The following is a 19,906-nucleotide window of genomic DNA, read 5'->3' as shown; positions in this document are numbered from 1 at the left end:
CATTAATAATTGTTTGCACAATGCCCGATTATATCGGGGATGATGAATAACATTAAACAAAAGCCTGGAGTGTTCCACCACTCCGGGCTCTATTTAAACTATTCTTTAAGGAAGGGTCAGTTTGTTTTCATAAATAGTTTTCGGTTAGGTTGGTTAAGTTAGGTTGGTTGTGTTTAGTAGCTCCAAATTCAGAATCTGTCATTGAAGGTTTGATATAGATATGTCTAAACAAAAAGACTTAACCCCTAAAGGAAATAAAAAAATTAAAAAGTCTAGGCACACAAAGGCCATCTCGACGCTATTATTTTTCACCCAACTGTTCAGCTAAACCGATAAGAAGTCCGTCTTTTGCTTGAATGTGCTAGGCTCAAAAAGAGTAGAATTAATGTCTTCCGAACATCTAGATCAAGATTATCGTTATGCCTTTCCAGAGTTACAAATTGCATGGAAAAAAGAACGTGAAGCTGTTAAAGCTGTCCTAAAAAAACATAAGGTACAGGTATTTCGCCCCCGTTTATTAACTGATGGTGAAAAACAAGCTGGAGGGGATAATGGATATTATTTTCATTGCTTCATTTATTGAAGATCCTCCGACTCACCGAATAATGACTATTCAAAAAGCTACTCCTGCCTCTTCTATTAGGAAAAGCAAAAGAACTTCACCAGTGGCAACACCCCTATCTACATGTGTCTTGTCCGGAAATTACTATACAGCGTAGAATCCTAAAAGATGAGATATCAATTTTGAGCTTTAATGTAAAAAGGTTACTTTAGAAAACCTTAATCTTCTTTCGTTGCTAAGGACTTAAACGAACTTAAATGATTCATGAACGTTTCGAATGTGAAATTTTAAGAGCTAGCAGGATCAGGCTATTGCAATTGATGGAAACAATCAATTACGAAATATTATTTAAAATTCCAGAGGGTTTTAACAATAATATAATTTGGCAAATTGGTCATTGTATCACTTCTCAACAGAGGCATATGTATATGCGTAGCGGATTACCAATTTATATATCTAAAGAATTCATGGAGTCCTTCAAAATTGGATCGTCTCCAGGTTCCTGGAAAATTACTCCAGACGTTAATGAGCTGAAACATTTATTGATTGATACAGTTAACCACCTTGAATCAGATCTTGAATCCAGTTTATTTGTCAACTATACTCCCTTTGAATTACCCATCGGAATTCAAGTGAAAAATCATGTTCAGGCATTACAAGCCGCTAACTATCACGAAGCAGAACATAGTGGGAAGATTTTTACGTATTTGAAGCTGCTAGTCAAAGAATGAAGTACCGTTTCTCATAATCTTTAAGGAAAAAGAACTGGAGAAAAAAAGCAATGTGCAAAAAACACACATTGCTAATGCCGATACAGCTTAGCTGTAATAATTTCAATTGTTTTTCAACCAATCGATTGCCTTTTTACTAACCAACTCTTCAATATTGTCTTTTGTAGCTTCTGGAACGTAATCCTGGTATGTTTCACCATAATCTAAGTCACCCCATGCCCAATAAAACAGGTAAAAGTCGAAGATCAGCTCTTCATAGTCAAAAGTTAAACCCGCTGAATATAAATCATTTAGATTACCCTTGATATTGATGGATATAGCTATTTTTTCAATAAAAGTTCTGCAATACCCAGCTATTGCATCGAGTTTTTCTGGTAATACAATACCTAGCTCGTTGAACGAAGCAAGAAGAATTTTTTCTGATTCAAAGAAGTTTGTTGGCTTTGATATCCCTGCCAGGATTAGCAAGGAGGGCGTTTCGTAACCGAGCAACAACATTTCAACTGCCCAATCAACTGCCTGATCGGTATTAAAATCTATAATGTGCTGATAGGCTAACATCTTGTTTGTTAATTCACTAGTTTGCATCTTTAGTTTGTAGGTTTATTTAAATTGATAGGTTTATAAACGAGAATTACTCTAACCAAACTAGCGTTAAAAGTCATTTATCTAAAGTTTAAAATAAAGTGATTCCATAGCCAACAAAAGAGAAAACCAATGCAAATACCATTACGGCAATAGAGGTTTTAAGGCCAATAATATTTGTAGATTGTTCTTTTGTGTAACCGCTATTTGATTGAAATTTAATAGACAATAGGAAACCAATGGTACTATCAAACAAGCCTAAAAAACCGTTAACTAGGAGTGCTGTCTTTAAATCAGCTATTTTACAAATTAAATAAGCGAGAATGATGTATAAAACCGCTGAAAATATGCTTAAATAAGAATATTTGAAATTGAGTTTTCTGGATAATACTGCCCCAAGTGTCGCTATTAGGACCATGACAAGTAAACCTGAAATTAAATAGCAAATCAGAATATTTAAGTCTTTCATTTTGTTGAGCGTTATTATTATTGATACTTTTAAAAAGGACTCTTTTAACACCCGAAAGGTACGATCATTATTGATTTATAAAGCAAACATGGTTTTGTTTTGTTACTCCGCCCAACCTATATCCATAATCAATTTTTCTTTCCCAGGAGCTCTAATCACCACTTGCATTAAAAGATGCAAAGATTAAATTTTTTCTATACAAGTTCTATTTTCCCCTGAATAAGCTCCTGTTCTACTGGTGTTTTTGCTAATGCTTTTGCCCGTTCAAAATAGTGCTTCGCCTTAATTTTATCTATATTTTTACTGAGCTCTCCCAGCAGTATAAAATAAAAATGGTTGGTCTCCAGCTTTAACTTCTCGGCTTCAGGTAGTGCTACCTCAGCACCTTTCGCCTTATACAGCGCAAACGTCCTATTGAGCGCAGCTCCAGGCGAGTAGCTAACCATTAACAACTGGTTATAAAGTTGTAAAATCTCTTCCCATTTCTCTACAGAATCTTTCTTTGTACAATGACAATAAGCGATTCTGGCTTCCAGATGATAAGTACTGAGCTCTTCTCCAGTAGCTGAAAGGCTCAAGAAATAAACACCTTTATTAATTAGCTCATTATCCCAAACATGTTCATCTTGTTGTTCATATAAAATCAACTCTCCTTCCTCATTTTGCCGGGCATTAAACCGGGAAGAGTGAAAACACATTAAGGCAATTAAGGCATTTGTTTTGGGTCTATTTGTCTTTTCATATTCCGTAAGCAAGACAGCCAGTCGTAAGGCCTCAATACAGAAATCTTTTCTTAAGATCTGATTCTGTGTCCGAGAATAATATCCCTCACTAAATAGCAGATAAATAATATGGAGCACATTATCCAGGCGTTTAACCAGGTTATTTTCGGCAGGAAAACCCAGTTGAATCTTCTCTGTGCGCAACTTTTCTTTCGCCCTGAACAACCTCTTGTTTATCGTTTCCTTGTTCGACAGGAATGCTTCGGCGATTTCATCAATTCCAAAGCCGCAAAGAATACGTAATGCTAGCCCAATTTGTGCTTCACTAGCAATTTCTGGTGTACAAACAGCAAAAAGCATCTGCAGCTGACTATCCTTAATGTTTTCTTTTGAAAAGCTAAACTCATCGGTGCTATCCGATAATTCCTGATCCTGACTAAAAGCTGGAACCACCTTATCTTCAAAAATTTTGGTTCTTCTAAAATGGGAAAGCGTCTTTTGCTTTGCCACAGTATAGAGCCATGCAGCAGGGTTTGCTGGTGCTCCTTTTGTTTTCCAGGTCTCCGTGGCCAGCAAAAATGTTTCGCTAACGATATCCTCAGCCAATTCTATATGTTGCAAACCAAAACGCTTACTAATTACAGCAACCATCTTTGCGAATTCCTGTTGAAATAAATGTTTTAAAAAATCTTTTTCCATATTTTATGACCAGCGCAGCAGCATTAATACACAGCATGCGCTGGTTTAAATTTTAAGCAAATACTGGTCTAATTTCAACGCTGCCGTCTGCATCGAGCGCCGGACAACCATGAGCCAAAGTGGTTGCTTCTTCCAGGTCATCAGCAGCAATTATGATGAAACCACCCAATCTTTCCCTGATCTCCACAAATGGGCCATCTGTAACCACACCGCCCGGCTTAAGCACCTTGCCAACTGGTTCTAGTCGGGCGCCATGGGTTTTTAATTTCCCCTGAGCCGCAATCCCACCTATCCAATCATTCCATTTTTTGTTCAGTGCCTCCTTTTCCTGATCCGAAGTATTACTTTGATCATAGCTACTTTGGCGAAATACGAATATGAAGTCTTTCATGTGATTAGTTTTTAGAATATTTCCAATATAAGAATTTGATGGTTGCGCATTAACATCTATTTCAGCAATGCTGCTTTATGTTGGCCAACCTCATAACCTCCAGCAGCGGTCCGAAACGCAATATTAATGCGATTATAACTGTTAATAGTGGTTATTGCTAATGTCAAATCGATCAATTCTACTTCGGAAAACTGTGTAATCACCCTCTTATAAACCTCATCAGCAACATTACCATCCCTAATTCTTGTTACTGCTTCTGCCCATTCTAAGGCAGCACGTTCACGGTCGCTATAAAGCGAAGCTTCCCTCCAGGCGTCCAGCAGAAAAATTCGTTGGGGATTCTCCCCTATGGCGATCAAGTCTTTAGAGTGCATATCCAGACAATAGGCACAGCCATTGATTTGTGATACCCGGTAATAGATTAAGTGTAAAAGCTCTTGTTCAATTGTACCTTTTGCCAGGTAAGCACCTACGCCATACATTGCTCTCATCGCATTTTGGCCTTTTTCAAAGGCATTAAGTCTCTGTTCCATGTTATTATTGTTTTATAATTTTTTATTTATACCACAATAATGCATGAGCTTATCAAAATTGGACAACCGAAGGTAAAATAAATCCACACACCACCTTATTCTACCCTGTTTTTGACTGAGGGTGTTGCCTTGGAATAATGCAATCAGATAAAAGTCAATGCATTAAGATTTATTTTTTTGTATTTTAGCAATTACGTAAATAACTTTTACAGACATAAAAAATATCCTTGTGATAATCCGGGAATTGATATAACCTGATTAAAAATAACGTCTCTATAAATTAAAAATGATAACAAAAAACGATATTCTAAATCTTGAAAACCAGCTTTACGACGCTATGAAAAGTAGTAACGTAGAAATACTCGACAAACTGTTGCAAAGTTACAACAGTCAACCCATTGAAGCCCAATATAGATATATTCGCTTTTGGAAAAACAACTAATACTCAAGTTCATCATACTTCTCCATCCTCCTGCAATTCAGTAAACGCTCATAAAGTGCGTCCTTTTCTGCATGAAGTTTTTTAAGTTCGTCTACTGTTTCAATTAGTTTATCTAATGGATTGAAAGTACACTGGTGTAATCCGCTATAGTTGCTTGATGAACCTTCATAATTATTCTGAATATTATAAATAGCAGTTTCCTCATCAAAATTCCTGATCGCTGCTTCCGGCACATTTAATATTCCAGCAATTTTCTCCAAAAGACCTTCATCAATCTTTTCCCTGGATTCCAGGACTGAAATCTTTTTCTGACTCCATTCCTCGCCCAAAGAAGCGGCAAGCCCCTCCTGTTTAATCCCCATCATTTCACGGAAACGCTTAATATTTCTGCCTTCATGGGCTTTATTTGGCCGATCAGTTGTACTACTCATATAGTCTATATAAATCAAAAAATAAGTCTTCAGTTGTGTATTAAAGTAAATCAGCGGCCAGGTTTTATCCACATCAACGAATACCCGGGTTCTTCAGGAACAGTACCAGGATGTTTTTTATTGAAAAGAGGTGTATTTAATTCCGCTGCTTGAAATGGAGCTGCTGCAAGCTTTCGAAAGCCGGCCAGGTGTGTAAATGAGTTACTAAACGAATATAACTATAATGATTGATTTTTCTTGTCTAAATCAGCAACTAAAAAATGCGCCAAAGCGTCTAAAAAATGAGCTTAAAGATTAATATAGACATGCTGGGTTTTGGTTCTTTGACTTGAAATAATTAAAGCCTAACATGAAACTACAACCAACGATTAGCAATCCACATTACCAAATTGCCTCCTTTTTCTACTGTGATAAAAACAGCATGGAGTCTTTCCGTTTTGGAATGATTGACCTGGTCAAAACAGCCTGTTCCGATCGATACTACGGCAACCAGAAAAACCATCATCACAACCATCAGCAGTTTGTCAAGCTATTAGAGCTGGCTCATGAGCTAAAGGATAGTCAGGAAGATTTTAAACTAAGGATTAATCACCCGCTTTACAGACTTTGTGACCGCCATTTTCCCGCTTTAAATTTCCCCACACTATCCGATCTGGAGGTAAATAATATTCGGTTGTTTTTTGAAGAGTTCTTCAACTATAGAAATTTAGAAGCATGGAGAGGGATTTTAGATGCGCTTTTGGACTGTAGCAACGGGAAAACGAGCTTAGATAAAAGCTATAACTCAAAATTACATGAATCAGTACTGATCAGTGAGTATATAGCTAAGATGATAGAGGCCACGCGTTTGGTCTGTGAAACAAAATCACTGCCTTATATCCTATTACATCATGCCGGGGATTTCAGGCCTGAGGAAGAAGAAAAAAAGAGCCTTCCGGCAGTAATTAACTTCATAGCAGATGTGATTGAGCCGGAAATGATCTATTGCCTGAACCACCAAACCGACAGCGATGGCAGAGACCATGCCGATCTGATATTGGTTATTTCTGAAGAGTCCCCGCAAAAATTCGAGGAAATTAAAAGGGTGATAAATTTTGTCTTTTTAAAGGACCTTCATTTAAGCATCACCTTATTTAAAAGTACATTTTTCCATAAAATGGTGACTGAGGGCCATATCTATTTCAGCATCGCCTGTAATTCCGAAAGCCTGGTTTATCACGATGGCAGTATGCCCCTCCCAAAATTAAGAACGGACAGAAGACAAGAGAAAATAAAAAAAACCAATCATGATTTTCATGCCGGACTTACAAAAGCCAAAACTTTTTATACTACTGCTGAGGTTTACCGGAATGACAACTTCATATTATCAGCCTTCATGCTGCACCAGGCAGCAGAGCTATGCATAAGAGCCTTAATCAAGTCACTAACTACCCAGGATAAATCAACGCATAGTATAGGAATGCTGCTCCGGTTCAGCCTGCGTCTCAGCACTAAATTAGCACTTCAAATGAACAATGGCAGCGCCGAAGATGAACGCTTGCTAACGATGTTTGAAGGTGCTTACCTGGGTCACAAGTATTCCGGGAAATACAACATCGATACTCATGACTTAAATCTTCTTTTTGAAAAGGTGAAAACTATGCATATCACAGCCGAAGAAACCTTTCTAAACTGGATGAAAAAATACGAACACTTACTAAATACTGCTCAAAATGAACAATAAGGGCTCACAAAATACTCCATTAAGGAAAGCCTCTACCCCTTACAAACTAAAGTTGGATAAGGATACAAAACTGCCTGATCCTGCCGATTTGTTTGCAGTAGAGGAATCAATAATTGAAAACAATTCATATTTCAACTATAAAACTATAAACTTTAAAGGCCGGACAGTTACCATACGTTCAGGCTGGCCTGAAGAATATGACCAGGAAATTAACCTGATTAAAGACTATATTCTGGTATCCTGCAATTGCGGCAGCGAAGTAATCCGGCTTTGCCCCCACGTCACCAGACTATTTACCCGCATGATAGAGAGAAAGGATCACGAATTCTTTGAGTACTTTAAAAAACACCCTTTTACAGATCAAATTTTCTTTGATCAATACCTAACGCTGAAACCTCACTATGAACATGATGTAAAGGCTTTTCCTAAGCCCGAGTACGGCCACATTTACAACTTTGAGGATGACATAAATGCTGAACATTTTGCAGCATATCATTCATTTTGCCTCTCTCCAACAAAAATTGAAGAAGAAGAATCAAGCATAGTTGCCTATGCTATAGCAGTGCATTATGCTTTTTCCGTTCCTTTTCTAATTCCTTGCAGGGCAATAATAAATACCGAAAAAACCGATGTAAAATCCTTTGGTAACTTTTATGATCCTGCATTAGCACCGGAACGACTAAATTCAGCGGAAAAACTACTGCATTCCCATAGCCTTGATTTCAATCGGCTCCTAAATTTCGAAAAAGCACATAAGCAAAATAGGTATGTCAGCAATGAAGAAAAAACAGAGATGCAGCAGATTGCTTTCAATGAATGGAAAAGGATAATTCCTACGCTAAAGGGCCAAAAACATCTTTTTTACCATCGTTTTCACCAAAAGCTGCCTTTTAAGGGAAATCTTGCAAAAAACACCATGAGACCGATAGCTTTAGCAAATGATCTGGTTTCATTTAGTTTTAAGCTATCCGAACATGAGGGGCATTACCAACTACGCTATCATGCCTGTGTAAACGGGCAAGATGCTGAAGTCGATGAGGTATTACCGCCAGAAGAACCTTTTTTCTTTTCCCTGAAACATGCCACGGGGATATTTTACCAGTTCTTTAGCCTGGAAGAAGGGAAAGCAATAGGCGAATTGGTTAAAGCAGGAGGAATCTTTACCATCCTTCAGAAGGACTTTAAAAACTTTAACAACGCCATTTTATCAAAACTTGCACTTAATTATCCAACAACTTTCCAACTGGCAAAAGAAACAGAGCCACTGAGGTTAATCACTAAATCAACTCAAATCAGGGTTGAAGATAAAGGTGAGTATGTTGCCTTTATACCTACAATTGTTTATAGTGAAGGTTTTGAGGTAGCGGTTCAATCCGGTGGTACTGAAATGCTCCAATTTAAAAATGGTTTAGTTCAGGTGCTGCAGCGAGACAAGGCAAATGAAATGGCGTTTAAAACATTTTTCATGGCAATGCACCCTGCATTTAAAAAGCAGGAGGCATTACCGTACTTTTACCTGTCAAAAGAAACCATTAGAAATGAATTCTGGTTTCCCAAAACAATCTATAACCTCAATGACCCTAATGTTAGTTTTACTGGCCTGGAAAGCCTTACTGGTGTTGATTTCCAAATCGAATTACCTGACATATCGGTAAACTTAGAGGAAGAAAAAGGCTGGTTTGACATTGAGGTGTCGGTAACTTTTGGCGAGATCAAGCTTAGCCCTGAAGAAATCCAGAAAGCCCTTAAAAGGCGTACCATTACCTTGTATCTATCCAATGGAAAAATGGCGCATTTACCCGATTCCTTTTTTAATCAGTTGACTGCGGTTTTCCGAATTGGTACGCTGACCAGAAAAGGTGTAAAACTTGCCGGACAACACTACACGCTAATTGATCAGTTATACGATAAAAAGGAAAGACCTGATCTGGCAAATATGGTAGATGAAAGGGATAAGCTATTCGGTGAGCAGGAAAAAATACCGCTGGTGCCAGTCCCTGACAACGTGAATGCCATCCTGCGACCATACCAGTTAATGGGCTATAGCTGGTTGTGTCACCTGCATTCCTTAAAATGGGGTGGCCTGTTGGCCGACGATATGGGGCTGGGGAAAACTTTACAGATACTTACCCTGCTCCAACACCTCAAAACCACCGGTTTAGCATCAGCCCCCCATCTGCTCATAGTTCCCACGTCCTTACTTTACAACTGGCAGGATGAAGCCGCTAAATTCTGTCCTGAATTAAATCTGCTGATTTTTCATGGAGCGGATCGTAAAAAGGAGGTATCTGAATTAATGAAATATGACCTGATCATTACGTCCTATGGCACTGCTGCTGTTGATGTAAAGTTTTTATGCAACATCAAATATCATTGCCTGATCCTGGACGAAGCACAAGCAATTAAAAACCCCTTCTCACAAAAATTTAAAATGGTGACGCTCTTTGATGCGCAGAACAGACTTGCGCTTACCGGAACTCCTGTAGAAAATAGCGCTACCGATCTCTATGCACTGATGAATTTTGTAAACCCTGGTTTTTTTGGAAGCATGAAAATGTTTAAGGACAATCTTGCGGCCCAAGGCGACGACCAGGATGCCGGGCGGACCGAAACTTTACTAAAAATGACGAAGCCTTTTATTTTAAGACGTACGAAAAAACAGGTAGCCACTGATCTGCCGCCTAAAATGGAAATGATTCTATGGTGCGAAATGGAGCCCGCCCAGCGAAAAATTTATGATCAGTACCGGAACCAGTTTAAAGCTTATCTGACCGATAAGATTGACACCATTGGACTGGAAAATTCTAAGCTATATGTGTTGGATGGGTTAATGAAACTCAGGCAGATTTGCAATTCACCAGTGCTAATGAAAGATGCCCCTGCCTTTGAGGAGACTTCCTGTAAAATCGCGGAACTGATGGAACACATCATGGAGAAAACTATGGGCCACAAGCTATTGGTGTTTTCTAATTTTACCGGAATGTTGACCCTGATCAGAACAGAGCTGGAAAAGCAAGGCATACCTTACGCCTATCTGGATGGTAAAACCAAGTTGGATAAAAGAAAAGCCGCTGCAACCACTTTTCAGGAAGATGAGGCTTGCAGGGTATTTCTGATCAGTTTAAAAGCCGGCGGAACAGGGCTCAACTTAACTGCTGCTGATTATGTATACCTGGTAGACCCCTGGTGGAATCCAGCAGTAGAAAATCAGGCTATCGACCGCTGTTACCGGATTGGACAGGATAAACATGTGATGGCTTACCGGATGATCTGTAAGGGCACCCTGGAAGAAAAAATCTTAGTTATACAGGATAAGAAAAGAAAACTCGCAGGTGAATTGATCCCAACGGATGAGGGAATATTGAAATCTTTTGGGAAAGATGATTTGTTAAAATTATTCGGATAGATAATGGTTACTGAATGGTTAAAGTTCCCCTTGTTGCTTTACTGGATACTCCTTTTGCATCAATAAAATCCACGAAAAATTCAAAAGATGCTCCCGATTTATAACCCCCTGCCTGCAACATGGCTTGGGTGATCGTAATTTTAGAACCTGATAATCCAAAACCTCTCAGGTCATTTCCTAAGGCATACCAATGTACGGCTGTATTGGCAGGTACATTGGTCACTGTAAAGGTTTGCGATCCGTTTTTTACAATCTGTGCTGATGCAGGGGAAAGATGGGGTGGAATTGGATTTCCCACATACTCACTCCTTTTATTCATATTGATCAAGCCATAGTATCTAACATATTCTATTTCCATAATCGCTGGCATAGCAATTTTATTGATATTATTCCCAACAAAATCACCACCAACACTCAGGCAAATATTTAAATCAAAGTAATCATTGAACGGCCATTCATCATATCCCTTACCATTGTTGGTGAAAGTACGCATCAGCATACCATTAAAGTACCATTTGATATAATCAGGGGTCCAGTCGATTCTGTACTCATTGAACTGGTTCAGCGTAACACGAGTTGGCAGCGTAACCATATTTGATGCACCATAGGATTTAGCTGAATGTACATTATAGTTTACTTCACGATCATTTTGTCCTTTAATTTCTACGATGTCAAATTCGCCGCAACCGGGCCATGTTTTCAGATCATAGTCTTTGTGACGCTCGCCGAACCCAAAAATTGCCGGCCAAAGTCCAGCGCCTAATGGCATTTTTGCTTTGATAATATATCTGCCGTAACGTTGCTTTTTGTTGGAAACAATTTTTCCTGATGTATAATTGAAACCATTATATGACTCATTTAAAGCAATAATCTTTAATTTACCATCTTCCACTTTCACATTTTTTGATCTGCCAGTGAAATGCTGAAGCTCATGATTACCCCAGCCATAGTATCCATTACCGGTACTCATATTCCATTTCTTTGGATCAGGAGTACCCGTGTAGTTAAATTCATCACCCCAGGTTATTGATGGACTGAATTTATATTGGAATCCAGTAACAGATGGATCAGATTTGTTTACTACATCTTCCCAGGCTACTATCTTTAAATACCTCTGTGAGGTTAAAGACTGCTCAGTTGCTAATCCGATAATTTCTATAGCTGCTACCATTGACTTACCTTCTGTTTTATATACTGTACTATTAACATCGGGAATATACAGTTATTTCCATCTATTCTAAATTTGGGGCTTATATTCACCTTTATCAACTATTATTTAGAGGCATTCTCATTCTGCACCAATAGTCTTTTACCTTTCGGAAATGACTTCACTATAATGTCTTCTTTACGCTGCTGTGTTTGGTAAAGTAGTTCTAAATAACTCAAAAAAACTGATTGGTTCTTACCATATTTCACTCAGGACAAATGTCCTTTCTTAATTTAATTAATATTCTGAAGTTTGTCGATGGAAAATTACAAAAGTAAAATGAATAAAAATATAACGACCATCGCCTTTGATGCTGATGATACACTATGGGTAAATGAACCCTATTTTCAGGAAGTTGAAAAAGAGTTTTGTGTTTTGCTTGAGGACTATTTGCCACAACATTCCGTATCGCAGGAACTGTTTAGAACGGAAATGCAAAACCTGCACCTGTATGGTTATGGAGTAAAGGGCTTTATGCTTTGCATGATTGAAACCATTAGCCGGGTTTCTAACGGGACGGCTTCATTGCAATTGGTAAACAAAACCATAACGCTCGGACAAGAGCTTTTACAAAAACCTATTGAACTTTTGGAAGGAGTGATTGAAACTTTAGAAAGCTTAAAAGGAAAATACAGGCTGGTGATCGCAACAAAAGGCGACCTGTTAGACCAGGAAAGAAAACTTAAAAAATCTGGATTACAGGATTATTTTCATCATATTGAAATAATGAGCGACAAAAAAAACAGTGATTACCAAAAACTGTTAAAACATTTGGATTGTGAACCTTCGAACTTTTTAATGTTAGGAAACTCTATAAAATCAGATATCTTGCCTGTATTGGAGATTGGCGGATCCGCTGCCCATATCCCATACCATATCACCTGGACACACGAACAACACAACCATAATTTGAAACACGATAATTTCATAGAACTGGAAAGAATTGATGAAATTCTTAAACATATATCACACTAAAATTTTAAAAAATGAATATCAACATTAGAGAAGAAAGACCCGAAGATTACGCTTCAATTTTTGATCTGATTGAAAAAGCCTTTAGGAATGAGGAATATAGTGACCATCAAGAACAATTTTTAGTAGAAAGATTGAGAAAGTCAGGAGCATTTGTGCCCGGATTATCTTTAGTAGCCGAAGTTGAAAACAATTTAGTTGGTCATATTTTGCTAACGGAGATCGAGATAAAAACTCCTGAAGGTGGGATTAAGTCGTTGGCACTGGCACCTGTTGCAGTCCTACCCGAATTTCAGGGTAAGGGAATTGGAGGAAAACTCATTGAAGCTGCACACGAAAGCGCAAGAGATTTGGGCTATCAATCGGTTATATTATTGGGTCACGAGAAATACTATCCAAGATTTGGCTATCGTCTTGCAGACGAATTTGGTATATCTCTGCCATTTGATGTTCCAAAAGAAAATTGTATGGCCATCGAATTACAGCCTGATGCTTTGAAAAAGGTTCAGGGTGAAGTAGTTTACCCAAAGGAATTTTTTGAATAAACTGTAATTACTGATCTAGTGCCAAAAGGTTGTTTTTCAGAAACATAACCTCCACAGCTAAAGCTTCAGAAACGGATATTCAAAACTTTATAACTGCTGGATCTGTTTATAATCCATGGCTTTAATCAAATTTACAAACAAAGGAATTTATTGTAGCCAGGGTGATTTTTACATCGACCCCTGGAAACCGGTTAATTTGGCTGTAACTACACATGGACATGCCGACCATGTAAAATGGGGCAATAAATCTTATTTGTGCCATGAGCTTACCAAACCTATTCTAAATCAGCGATTAGGTGATTTAAACATTGAAACCTTACCTTATAACAAAGAAATCAACATCAATGGGGTAAAACTTAGTTTATTCCCCGCGGGTCATGTCATAGGCTCCGCGCAAATCAGGTTAGCATATAAAGGTGAAATTTGTGTAGTATCTGGAGATTACAAAACCGAATATGATGGGATTAGCACTGTCTTTGAACCGGTTAAGTGCCATACATTCGTAACCGAAAGCACCTTTGGACTACCAATATATAAATGGCAGCCTCAAATAAAGATTTTCAACGAGATCAAGAATTGGGCTTCAGATAACATCATCAAAAACAAAACCACAGTTTTAGTCGCTTACAGCCTTGGAAAAGCACAAAGGCTGATCAAGAACCTCCATGGAGAAGTCCCAATATATGTTCATCAGTCTATTGCCAACCTAAATGACGCTTTTATAAAAGCCGGTGTAGACTTACCTAAAACAATTAGAATCAATGCAGAGACTAAGAAAGAACAGTTACAACAAGGCATAGTTATCGTTCCTCCTGCCCTCTCTGAAGGCCGTTGGATAAAAAACCTGGTCAATGCAGCCACCGGCGTGTGTTCTGGATGGATGCAGGTGAGAGCTAGCAGGCGATGGAGAAGTGCTGATGCCGGATTTGCACTAAGCGATCATGCCGACTGGCCTGGATTATTATCTGCCATTAAAGCAACTGAAGCAGAAAAGGTTTTCGTTACGCATGGCTCTACCGCAACCTTTGCGAAATACCTAAATGAAATTGGAATTGAAGCTGAAGAAGTGCAAACACAATATGGCAAAGAGGAAGAGGAGGAAGAAGCTTGAAACGCTTTACAGCACTGATTGCATCGCTCGAAATGAGCAATAAAACTAACGATAAAATCGCGGCATTAGTCGACTATTTTAACGAGGCCGACAGTTTGGATAAACCCTACGTAATCGCCATGTTTACCGGGAAACGACCTAAACGGCCGGTAACGACAGCGTTGATTAAAGCCTGGGCAATTGAACAGAGTGATATTCCTGATTGGCTTTTCGCAGAAAGCTACCATAGCGTAGGTGATTTAAGTGAAACGATAGCTTTGGTATTGCCTACCCCTACTTATACTGTTGACCGTAAATTACATCACTGGATTTCTGACTTAGCTGCCATTGATAAATTAGATAATGAATCTAAAAAGAGCTTTATCCTGAAAGCCTGGGACAGCTTAAACATTCAGGAACGCTTTATTTTCAATAAACTAATTTCGGGCAATTTCAGAATTGGTGTTTCTAATAAAATGTTGGTCAACGCCCTGGCTAAACAAAGTAATCAGGAACCCAGTAAAATCATGCACAGCATTATGGGTAAATGGAATCCAGACGAGATTACTTATGCAGAGTTAATTGAGGGGGTCCATGTAAATACGGACAGCTCCTGGCCTTACCCTTTCTGCCTGGCTTATGCCCTGGATGCTCATCCAGATTCACTTGGCGAGCCCTCTAAATGGCAGGCCGAATGGAAATGGGATGGAATTCGTGGTCAAATTGTTAAAAGGAATGGAGAATTATTTATCTGGTCGCGCGGGGAAGAGCTGGTGACAGAACAATTTCCGGAACTCCATTTCTTAACGGAAGAATTAAAAGACGGAATTGTTCTGGACGGAGAAATACTGTCTATCAAAGCAGGAAATGTACAGCCATTTAGTATTCTACAGCAAAGATTAAATAGAAAAACAATTAACAAATCACAATTAAATGATGCGCCTATTGGTTTTTATGTTTACGATCTTTTGGAGTATAAAGGAAAAGATTTAAGAACAGAACCTTTACAGTTGAGACGTCAACTATTGGCAGGCATAATTGATCAAATGAACCATCAAAATACCGTATTACTCTCGCCAGTTTTGGAATTTAAGGAATGGGATGAACTTGCCAAAGCGCGTGAAGCCGCACGCGAAAACAATAGTGAGGGTTTGATGTTAAAAAAGCTGGATTCCCTATACCATAGCGGCAGAAAGCGGGGCGATTGGTGGAAATGGAAAATTAACCCTTATACAGTTGATACCGTAATGATTTATGCCCAAAAAGGAAGCGGTCGCCGGGCGAATTACTATACCGATTATACATTTGCCGTTCGGGATGGTGATCAACTCATTACCATAGCCAAAGCTTATTCAGGCTTAACAGATCAGGAGATTAAGGAGGTAAATTCATTTGTATTGAAAAATGCAATAGAAAAATTTGGCCCGGTACGTACTGTAAAACCCGAACTGGTATTTGAAATTGCCTTTGAAGGAATTGCGGAGAGTAAAAGACACAAAGCCGGATTGGCCCTGAGGTTCCCAAGAATTGCCCGTTGGAGAAAAGACAAGAACGCCATGGAGATCAATACACTTGATGATTTAAGGCAACTCTTACATGCTACATTGACACCTAAAAATTAAAGTTAATTTGAAGATGAAATTAGAAAATAGCAAGGGGTATAAAAAAGTGATTAAATGGCTTAAAGCGAGTAAGAAAAAACCGTTTAAATTTCAAACTGATGCCTGGCAATATTATGCTGAAGGCTACAGTGGCCTGGTTAATGCCCCTACCGGATTTGGAAAAACATTTTCTTTGTTTCTGGCGGTAGCTATTGATGAAATGAATATACTTGAAGCTCTGCCAAAAAATCCAACAGGCAAAAAGCTAGTGAAGCGGAAACCTTCTGGCCTGAAACTGATCTGGATTACCCCTCTGCGCGCGCTGGCAAAAGATCTGGCACGTGCCATGGCTGCGGTTTGTAAAGAGCTGGAACTGGATTGGCATATTGGTGTTAGAAATGGTGATACTTCTCAAAGCGAAAAACTAAAGCAAAAAAAGCAGATGCCGGAAGTCCTGATTATCACTCCGGAAAGTATACATCTTCTACTGTCTCAAAAAAACTACTACGCCTACTTTGATGAGCTCAAATGTATAGTGGTGGATGAATGGCATGAACTTTTAGGTAGTAAGCGTGGGGTAATGACCGAACTCGGAATTTCCAGAATTAAAAGTCTGATTGCCAAAAGACATCCGGAAAAATTACTTCGAATTTGGGGGATATCTGCTACTATTGGTAATATAGAGCAGGCTATGGAGGTGTTGGTACCTTACCCCGACTTGCTAAAAACCATTATCAAAGCTGACATCGAAAAGAAAATAGACATCAGATCTATTTTGCCTGATCACATTGACCTGCTACCCTGGGCTGGTCATTTAGGGCATAAGCTGGCACACAAACTGCTACCGATTATTCACAAAAGTAAAACCACCCTAATATTTACCAATACCCGTCGTCAAGCCGAATTGTGGTACCAAACTTTACTGGGATTGGATGACAACCTTGCAGGATTACTTGCAATCCACCACGGGTCAATTGATTACGAACTTAGGAACTGGATTGAAGACACCCTACATTCCGGCGCACTAAAAGCCGTGATCAGTACCTCCTCTTTAGATCTGGGGGTTGACTTCAAACCTGTTGATACAGTGGTGCAGATTGGATCTCCTAAAGGTGTCGCGCGTTTCTTACAGCGTGCGGGTCGAAGTGGCCACTCTCCTTACGAAACTTCAGTCATCTACTTCCTGCCAACGCATGCCCTTGAGTTAGTTGAAGCAGCAGCAATTAAAGAAGCCGCAAAAACCTTTAATATTGAAAGCCGGGATCCGGTAGTCATGGCTTTTGATGTATTGATACAATATCTGGTTACACTGGCTGCAGGTGATGGATTTGAGGAATCTACTTTATTTTTTGAAGTGAAACAAACCCATGCTTTTAATGAATTATTACCACAGGAATGGAAATGGGTAATGCAATTTATCACTACCGGTGGGAAGAGCTTAATTGCTTATAATGAATTCAGTAAGGTTAGCCTGGTAGAAGGATTATGGAAAGTGGAAAGCAAGCAAATTGCGATGAGACACAGGCTCCACATTGGCACCATTGTTAGTGACCCTATGCTTAAGGTGAAATTTATTACCGGTAGTTACATAGGGATGATTGAGGAATCTTTCATCTCCAGGATGAAGGTTGGCAGTAGTTTTACACTTGCCGGGAGAGTATTAGATTTTGTGATGGTGAAGGAAATGACCGTACTAGTACGAAAAAGCAATTTAAAACGGGCAATAACACCTAGCTGGATGGGTGGTCGTATGTCATTAACGGCCAATCTGGGTTCTATATTGAGAAAAAAATACAATGAAACACTGGACAAATCACACCAGGATATCGAACTCGACTTTATCTATCCCCTTTTTGAAAGGCAGGCGAAGGTTTCGCATGTCCCGAAAGATGATGAATTCCTGATTGAAATGATTGATACGAAAGATGGATACCATTTATTTGCTTACCCATTTGAAGGCAGACAAATCCATGAAATTATGGCTGCCTTGATTGCCTATCGCCTGGGAAAAACAAAACCAATCAGCTTTTCCATTGCCATGAACGATTATGGATTTGAACTGTTGAGCGACCAGATCATTCCCATGAATGAAGCGGAAGTGAAACGATTGTTTAATCCGGAAAATTTAAGTGAAGACATCGTGGCCAGCATCAATGCGACAGAAATGGCCAGGCGAAAATTCAGGGCTATTGCCTGCATTTCAGGCCTGATGTTTCAAGGTTTTCCAGGAAAATACGTCAACAATAAGCACTTGCAATCATCAGCCTCATTATTTTTTAGTGTATTCAGCGATTATGATAAGTATAACTTATTATTGCGCCAGGCTTATGATGAAGCTTTTTACCAGCAGATTGAAGAACCCAGACTAGCAGCAGCATTACATCGGATTCAATCCAGTAAAATCATCATCGTAAAATCAGACCGATATACCCCGCTTTGCTTTCCAATTAAAGTAGACAGCTTAAGGGAAAGCTTAAGTTCTGAAGAACTTAGCCAAAGAATTGAAAAAATGACTATTGAAACAGAGAAAAAAAATAATAAAAAATGATAGTGAATTGCAGATCTGAGGAGCTCATCCTAAGTAAAGACCGTGCGATATATTGGAAAAGTAAAGCACTGTTAATCATTAGCGACCTACACATTGGCAAGTCTGCCCATTTCAGAAAAAATGGCATTCCGGTTCCTAACTTAGTCGGATTAACAGATTTCCAACGTTTAAACATATTGATTAAAGAATTTAATCCAGGAACCCTGGTGATCACGGGTGATATGTTCCACAATAACATCAACAGTGATGCAATTGCTTTTCAGGAATGGCGATCTAAATACCCCCATCTTAAAATAATTTTGGTGAAGGGGAATCACGATGATTTAAAAAAAGAAGATTATGAGGCGTTCGGCATAGAAGTTTATACTAAAGAACTTTTGATTCCTCCTTTTAGATTTATCCACGACAAGCCCCATGAAATCGATGCATATTACAACATCTCCGGACATCTACACCCTGGAGTGGTCATTTATGGCAAGGCCAGGCAAAGGCTCAAATTCCCCTGTTTTTACTTTGGTGCAGAGGGAGCCATTATGCCTGCCTTTAGCGTGTTTACCGGACTAAAAATATTAACCCCTGAAACAGGCGATCGCTTTTATGTGATAACGCCTGATAAGGTGATACCCATAATTCAATGACCAAAACATACCGGGGGAAGCAGCTAAACAATTAAATAGGGCCAGCTGTTTATAGTTTAAACCATTAATTGTAAAACTCCTTTTAAATTCAGGCCCCATGACTCAAAAAACTCAGATCATCCTCCATGCTGCAAGGATGGGAAACATTGAAGTGCTTCAGGAACTGATCAATCAGAAAACCGACCTCAATGCACAGGATGAAAAAGGGTACACCCCTTTAATCATCGCCTGTTATAACAACCAGTATCAGGCCGCAAAATTGCTTTTGGAATCCGGAGCAGCAATTGATGCTTGTGACCATGGTGGAAATACGGCTTTAATGGGCGTAGCATTTAAAGGCTACCTGGAAATTGCGGAGCTTCTGATCGGTCACGGCGCCAATTTAAACCTCCAACACGGTAATGGCGGAACAGCACTAATGTTTGCTGCGATGTTCGGTAGAAATGAGCTATTACAACTTTTAATGAATTCTGGCGCAGACAAAACAATCCTGGATGCCCGGGGACTCTCGGTATTTGACCTCGCCGCTCAGCAGGGAAACGAAGCGGCAATAATCCTACTTGAAAACTAAACCAAAAAAAAATACCCGATCTAATGGACCGGGTATTTTG

18 protein-coding genes are annotated in these 19,906 nt (G+C 39.1%); 11 read left to right on the top strand and 7 right to left on the bottom strand.

The features are described from left to right. The first annotated feature begins 385 nt into the window (after window positions 1-385). Both R2Q66_RS18350 and R2Q66_RS18345 read left to right on the top strand, forming a co-directional pair. Entirely contained in the window at window positions 386-583 is a 198-nt protein-coding gene (locus R2Q66_RS18350; protein WP_316751723.1) for a hypothetical protein, read from the top strand. Window positions 584-819: 236 nt separating this feature from the next. Continuing rightward, entirely contained in the window at window positions 820-1,293 is a 474-nt protein-coding gene (locus R2Q66_RS18345) for a DinB family protein (RefSeq protein WP_316751721.1), read from the top strand. A 102-nt stretch (window positions 1,294-1,395) separates the two neighbouring features. Here R2Q66_RS18345 and R2Q66_RS18340 read toward each other — a convergent pair whose 3' ends face one another. The 6 genes from R2Q66_RS18340 to R2Q66_RS18315 all read right to left on the bottom strand — a co-directional run bounded on the left by R2Q66_RS18340 (window position 1,396) and on the right by R2Q66_RS18315 (window position 5,565). Continuing rightward, window positions 1,396-1,881, bottom strand: coding sequence for a hypothetical protein (locus tag R2Q66_RS18340; RefSeq protein WP_316751720.1), 486 nt, complete (start codon window positions 1,879-1,881; stop codon window positions 1,396-1,398). An 88-nt stretch (window positions 1,882-1,969) separates the two neighbouring features. Then, the gene (locus R2Q66_RS18335) at window positions 1,970-2,347 is read right to left on the bottom strand and encodes a hypothetical protein (RefSeq protein WP_316751718.1); all 378 of its coding nucleotides are present in this window, start codon (window positions 2,345-2,347) and stop codon (window positions 1,970-1,972) included. 194 nt (window positions 2,348-2,541) lie between these two features. After that, complete coding sequence (locus tag R2Q66_RS18330; protein WP_316751716.1) at window positions 2,542-3,768, bottom strand: RNA polymerase sigma factor; 1,227 nt, start codon at window positions 3,766-3,768, stop codon at window positions 2,542-2,544. A gap of 52 nt (window positions 3,769-3,820) precedes the next feature. Further along, on the bottom strand, window positions 3,821-4,159 hold the full coding sequence (locus tag R2Q66_RS18325; protein WP_316751714.1) for a YciI family protein: 339 nt from the start codon (window positions 4,157-4,159) through the stop codon (window positions 3,821-3,823). 56 nt (window positions 4,160-4,215) lie between these two features. Next, window positions 4,216-4,692, bottom strand: a complete 477-nt coding sequence (locus R2Q66_RS18320) for a carboxymuconolactone decarboxylase family protein (protein ID WP_316751712.1) — start codon at window positions 4,690-4,692, stop codon at window positions 4,216-4,218. A gap of 438 nt (window positions 4,693-5,130) precedes the next feature. Continuing rightward, on the bottom strand, window positions 5,131-5,565 hold the full coding sequence (locus R2Q66_RS18315) for a helix-turn-helix transcriptional regulator (protein WP_316751709.1): 435 nt from the start codon (window positions 5,563-5,565) through the stop codon (window positions 5,131-5,133). Window positions 5,566-5,914: 349 nt separating this feature from the next. Here R2Q66_RS18315 and R2Q66_RS18310 point away from each other — a divergent pair, with 349 nt between their 5' ends. Beyond that, entirely contained in the window at window positions 5,915-7,288 is a 1,374-nt protein-coding gene (locus tag R2Q66_RS18310; RefSeq protein ID WP_316751707.1) for a HEPN domain-containing protein, read from the top strand. Beyond that, complete coding sequence (locus R2Q66_RS18305; protein WP_316751705.1) at window positions 7,278-10,694, top strand: DEAD/DEAH box helicase; 3,417 nt, start codon at window positions 7,278-7,280, stop codon at window positions 10,692-10,694. The genes R2Q66_RS18310 and R2Q66_RS18305 overlap by 11 nt, the downstream gene beginning before the upstream one ends. Window positions 10,695-10,701: 7 nt before the next feature. Here R2Q66_RS18305 and R2Q66_RS18300 read toward each other — a convergent pair whose 3' ends face one another. Beyond that, window positions 10,702-11,865 carry a glycoside hydrolase family 16 protein gene (locus R2Q66_RS18300; RefSeq protein WP_316751703.1) on the bottom strand — a complete coding sequence of 388 codons (1,164 nt, stop codon included), beginning with the start codon at window positions 11,863-11,865 and terminating at the stop codon, window positions 10,702-10,704. 315 nt (window positions 11,866-12,180) lie between these two features. Here R2Q66_RS18300 and R2Q66_RS18295 point away from each other — a divergent pair, with 315 nt between their 5' ends. The 7 genes from R2Q66_RS18295 (at window position 12,181) to R2Q66_RS18265 (ending at window position 19,866) form a co-directional block, all read left to right on the top strand. Beyond that, window positions 12,181-12,876 (top strand): HAD family hydrolase, encoded by a 696-nt coding sequence (locus R2Q66_RS18295; protein ID WP_316751701.1) that lies wholly within the window; start codon window positions 12,181-12,183, stop codon window positions 12,874-12,876. An 11-nt stretch (window positions 12,877-12,887) separates the two neighbouring features. Then, the gene (locus R2Q66_RS18290) at window positions 12,888-13,418 is read left to right on the top strand and encodes an N-acetyltransferase (RefSeq protein WP_316751699.1); all 531 of its coding nucleotides are present in this window, start codon (window positions 12,888-12,890) and stop codon (window positions 13,416-13,418) included. A 115-nt stretch (window positions 13,419-13,533) separates the two neighbouring features. Continuing rightward, window positions 13,534-14,529 (top strand): ligase-associated DNA damage response exonuclease, encoded by a 996-nt coding sequence (locus R2Q66_RS18285; RefSeq protein ID WP_316751696.1) that lies wholly within the window; start codon window positions 13,534-13,536, stop codon window positions 14,527-14,529. Beyond that, window positions 14,526-16,130 (top strand): ATP-dependent DNA ligase, encoded by a 1,605-nt coding sequence (locus R2Q66_RS18280; protein WP_316751694.1) that lies wholly within the window; start codon window positions 14,526-14,528, stop codon window positions 16,128-16,130. Before R2Q66_RS18285 ends, R2Q66_RS18280 begins: the two co-directional genes overlap by 4 nt. Before the next feature lie 13 nt (window positions 16,131-16,143). Then, window positions 16,144-18,657: a ligase-associated DNA damage response DEXH box helicase gene (locus R2Q66_RS18275; RefSeq protein ID WP_316751692.1), complete on the top strand. Its 2,514-nt coding sequence runs from the start codon at window positions 16,144-16,146 to the stop codon at window positions 18,655-18,657. Then, on the top strand, window positions 18,654-19,295 hold the full coding sequence (gene pdeM / locus R2Q66_RS18270) for a ligase-associated DNA damage response endonuclease PdeM (protein WP_316751690.1): 642 nt from the start codon (window positions 18,654-18,656) through the stop codon (window positions 19,293-19,295). Before R2Q66_RS18275 ends, pdeM begins: the two co-directional genes overlap by 4 nt. 67 nt (window positions 19,296-19,362) lie before the next feature. Then, on the top strand, window positions 19,363-19,866 hold the full coding sequence (locus R2Q66_RS18265) for an ankyrin repeat domain-containing protein (protein WP_316752023.1): 504 nt from the start codon (window positions 19,363-19,365) through the stop codon (window positions 19,864-19,866). Window positions 19,867-19,906 lie beyond the last annotated feature (40 nt).

This window comes from Pedobacter gandavensis, assembly GCF_032677645.1.
Classification (GTDB): domain Bacteria; phylum Bacteroidota; class Bacteroidia; order Sphingobacteriales; family Sphingobacteriaceae; genus Pedobacter; species Pedobacter gandavensis_A.
Note: the sequence above shows the minus strand (reverse complement) of the source record. Positions and strands in the feature narration are given on the sequence as shown.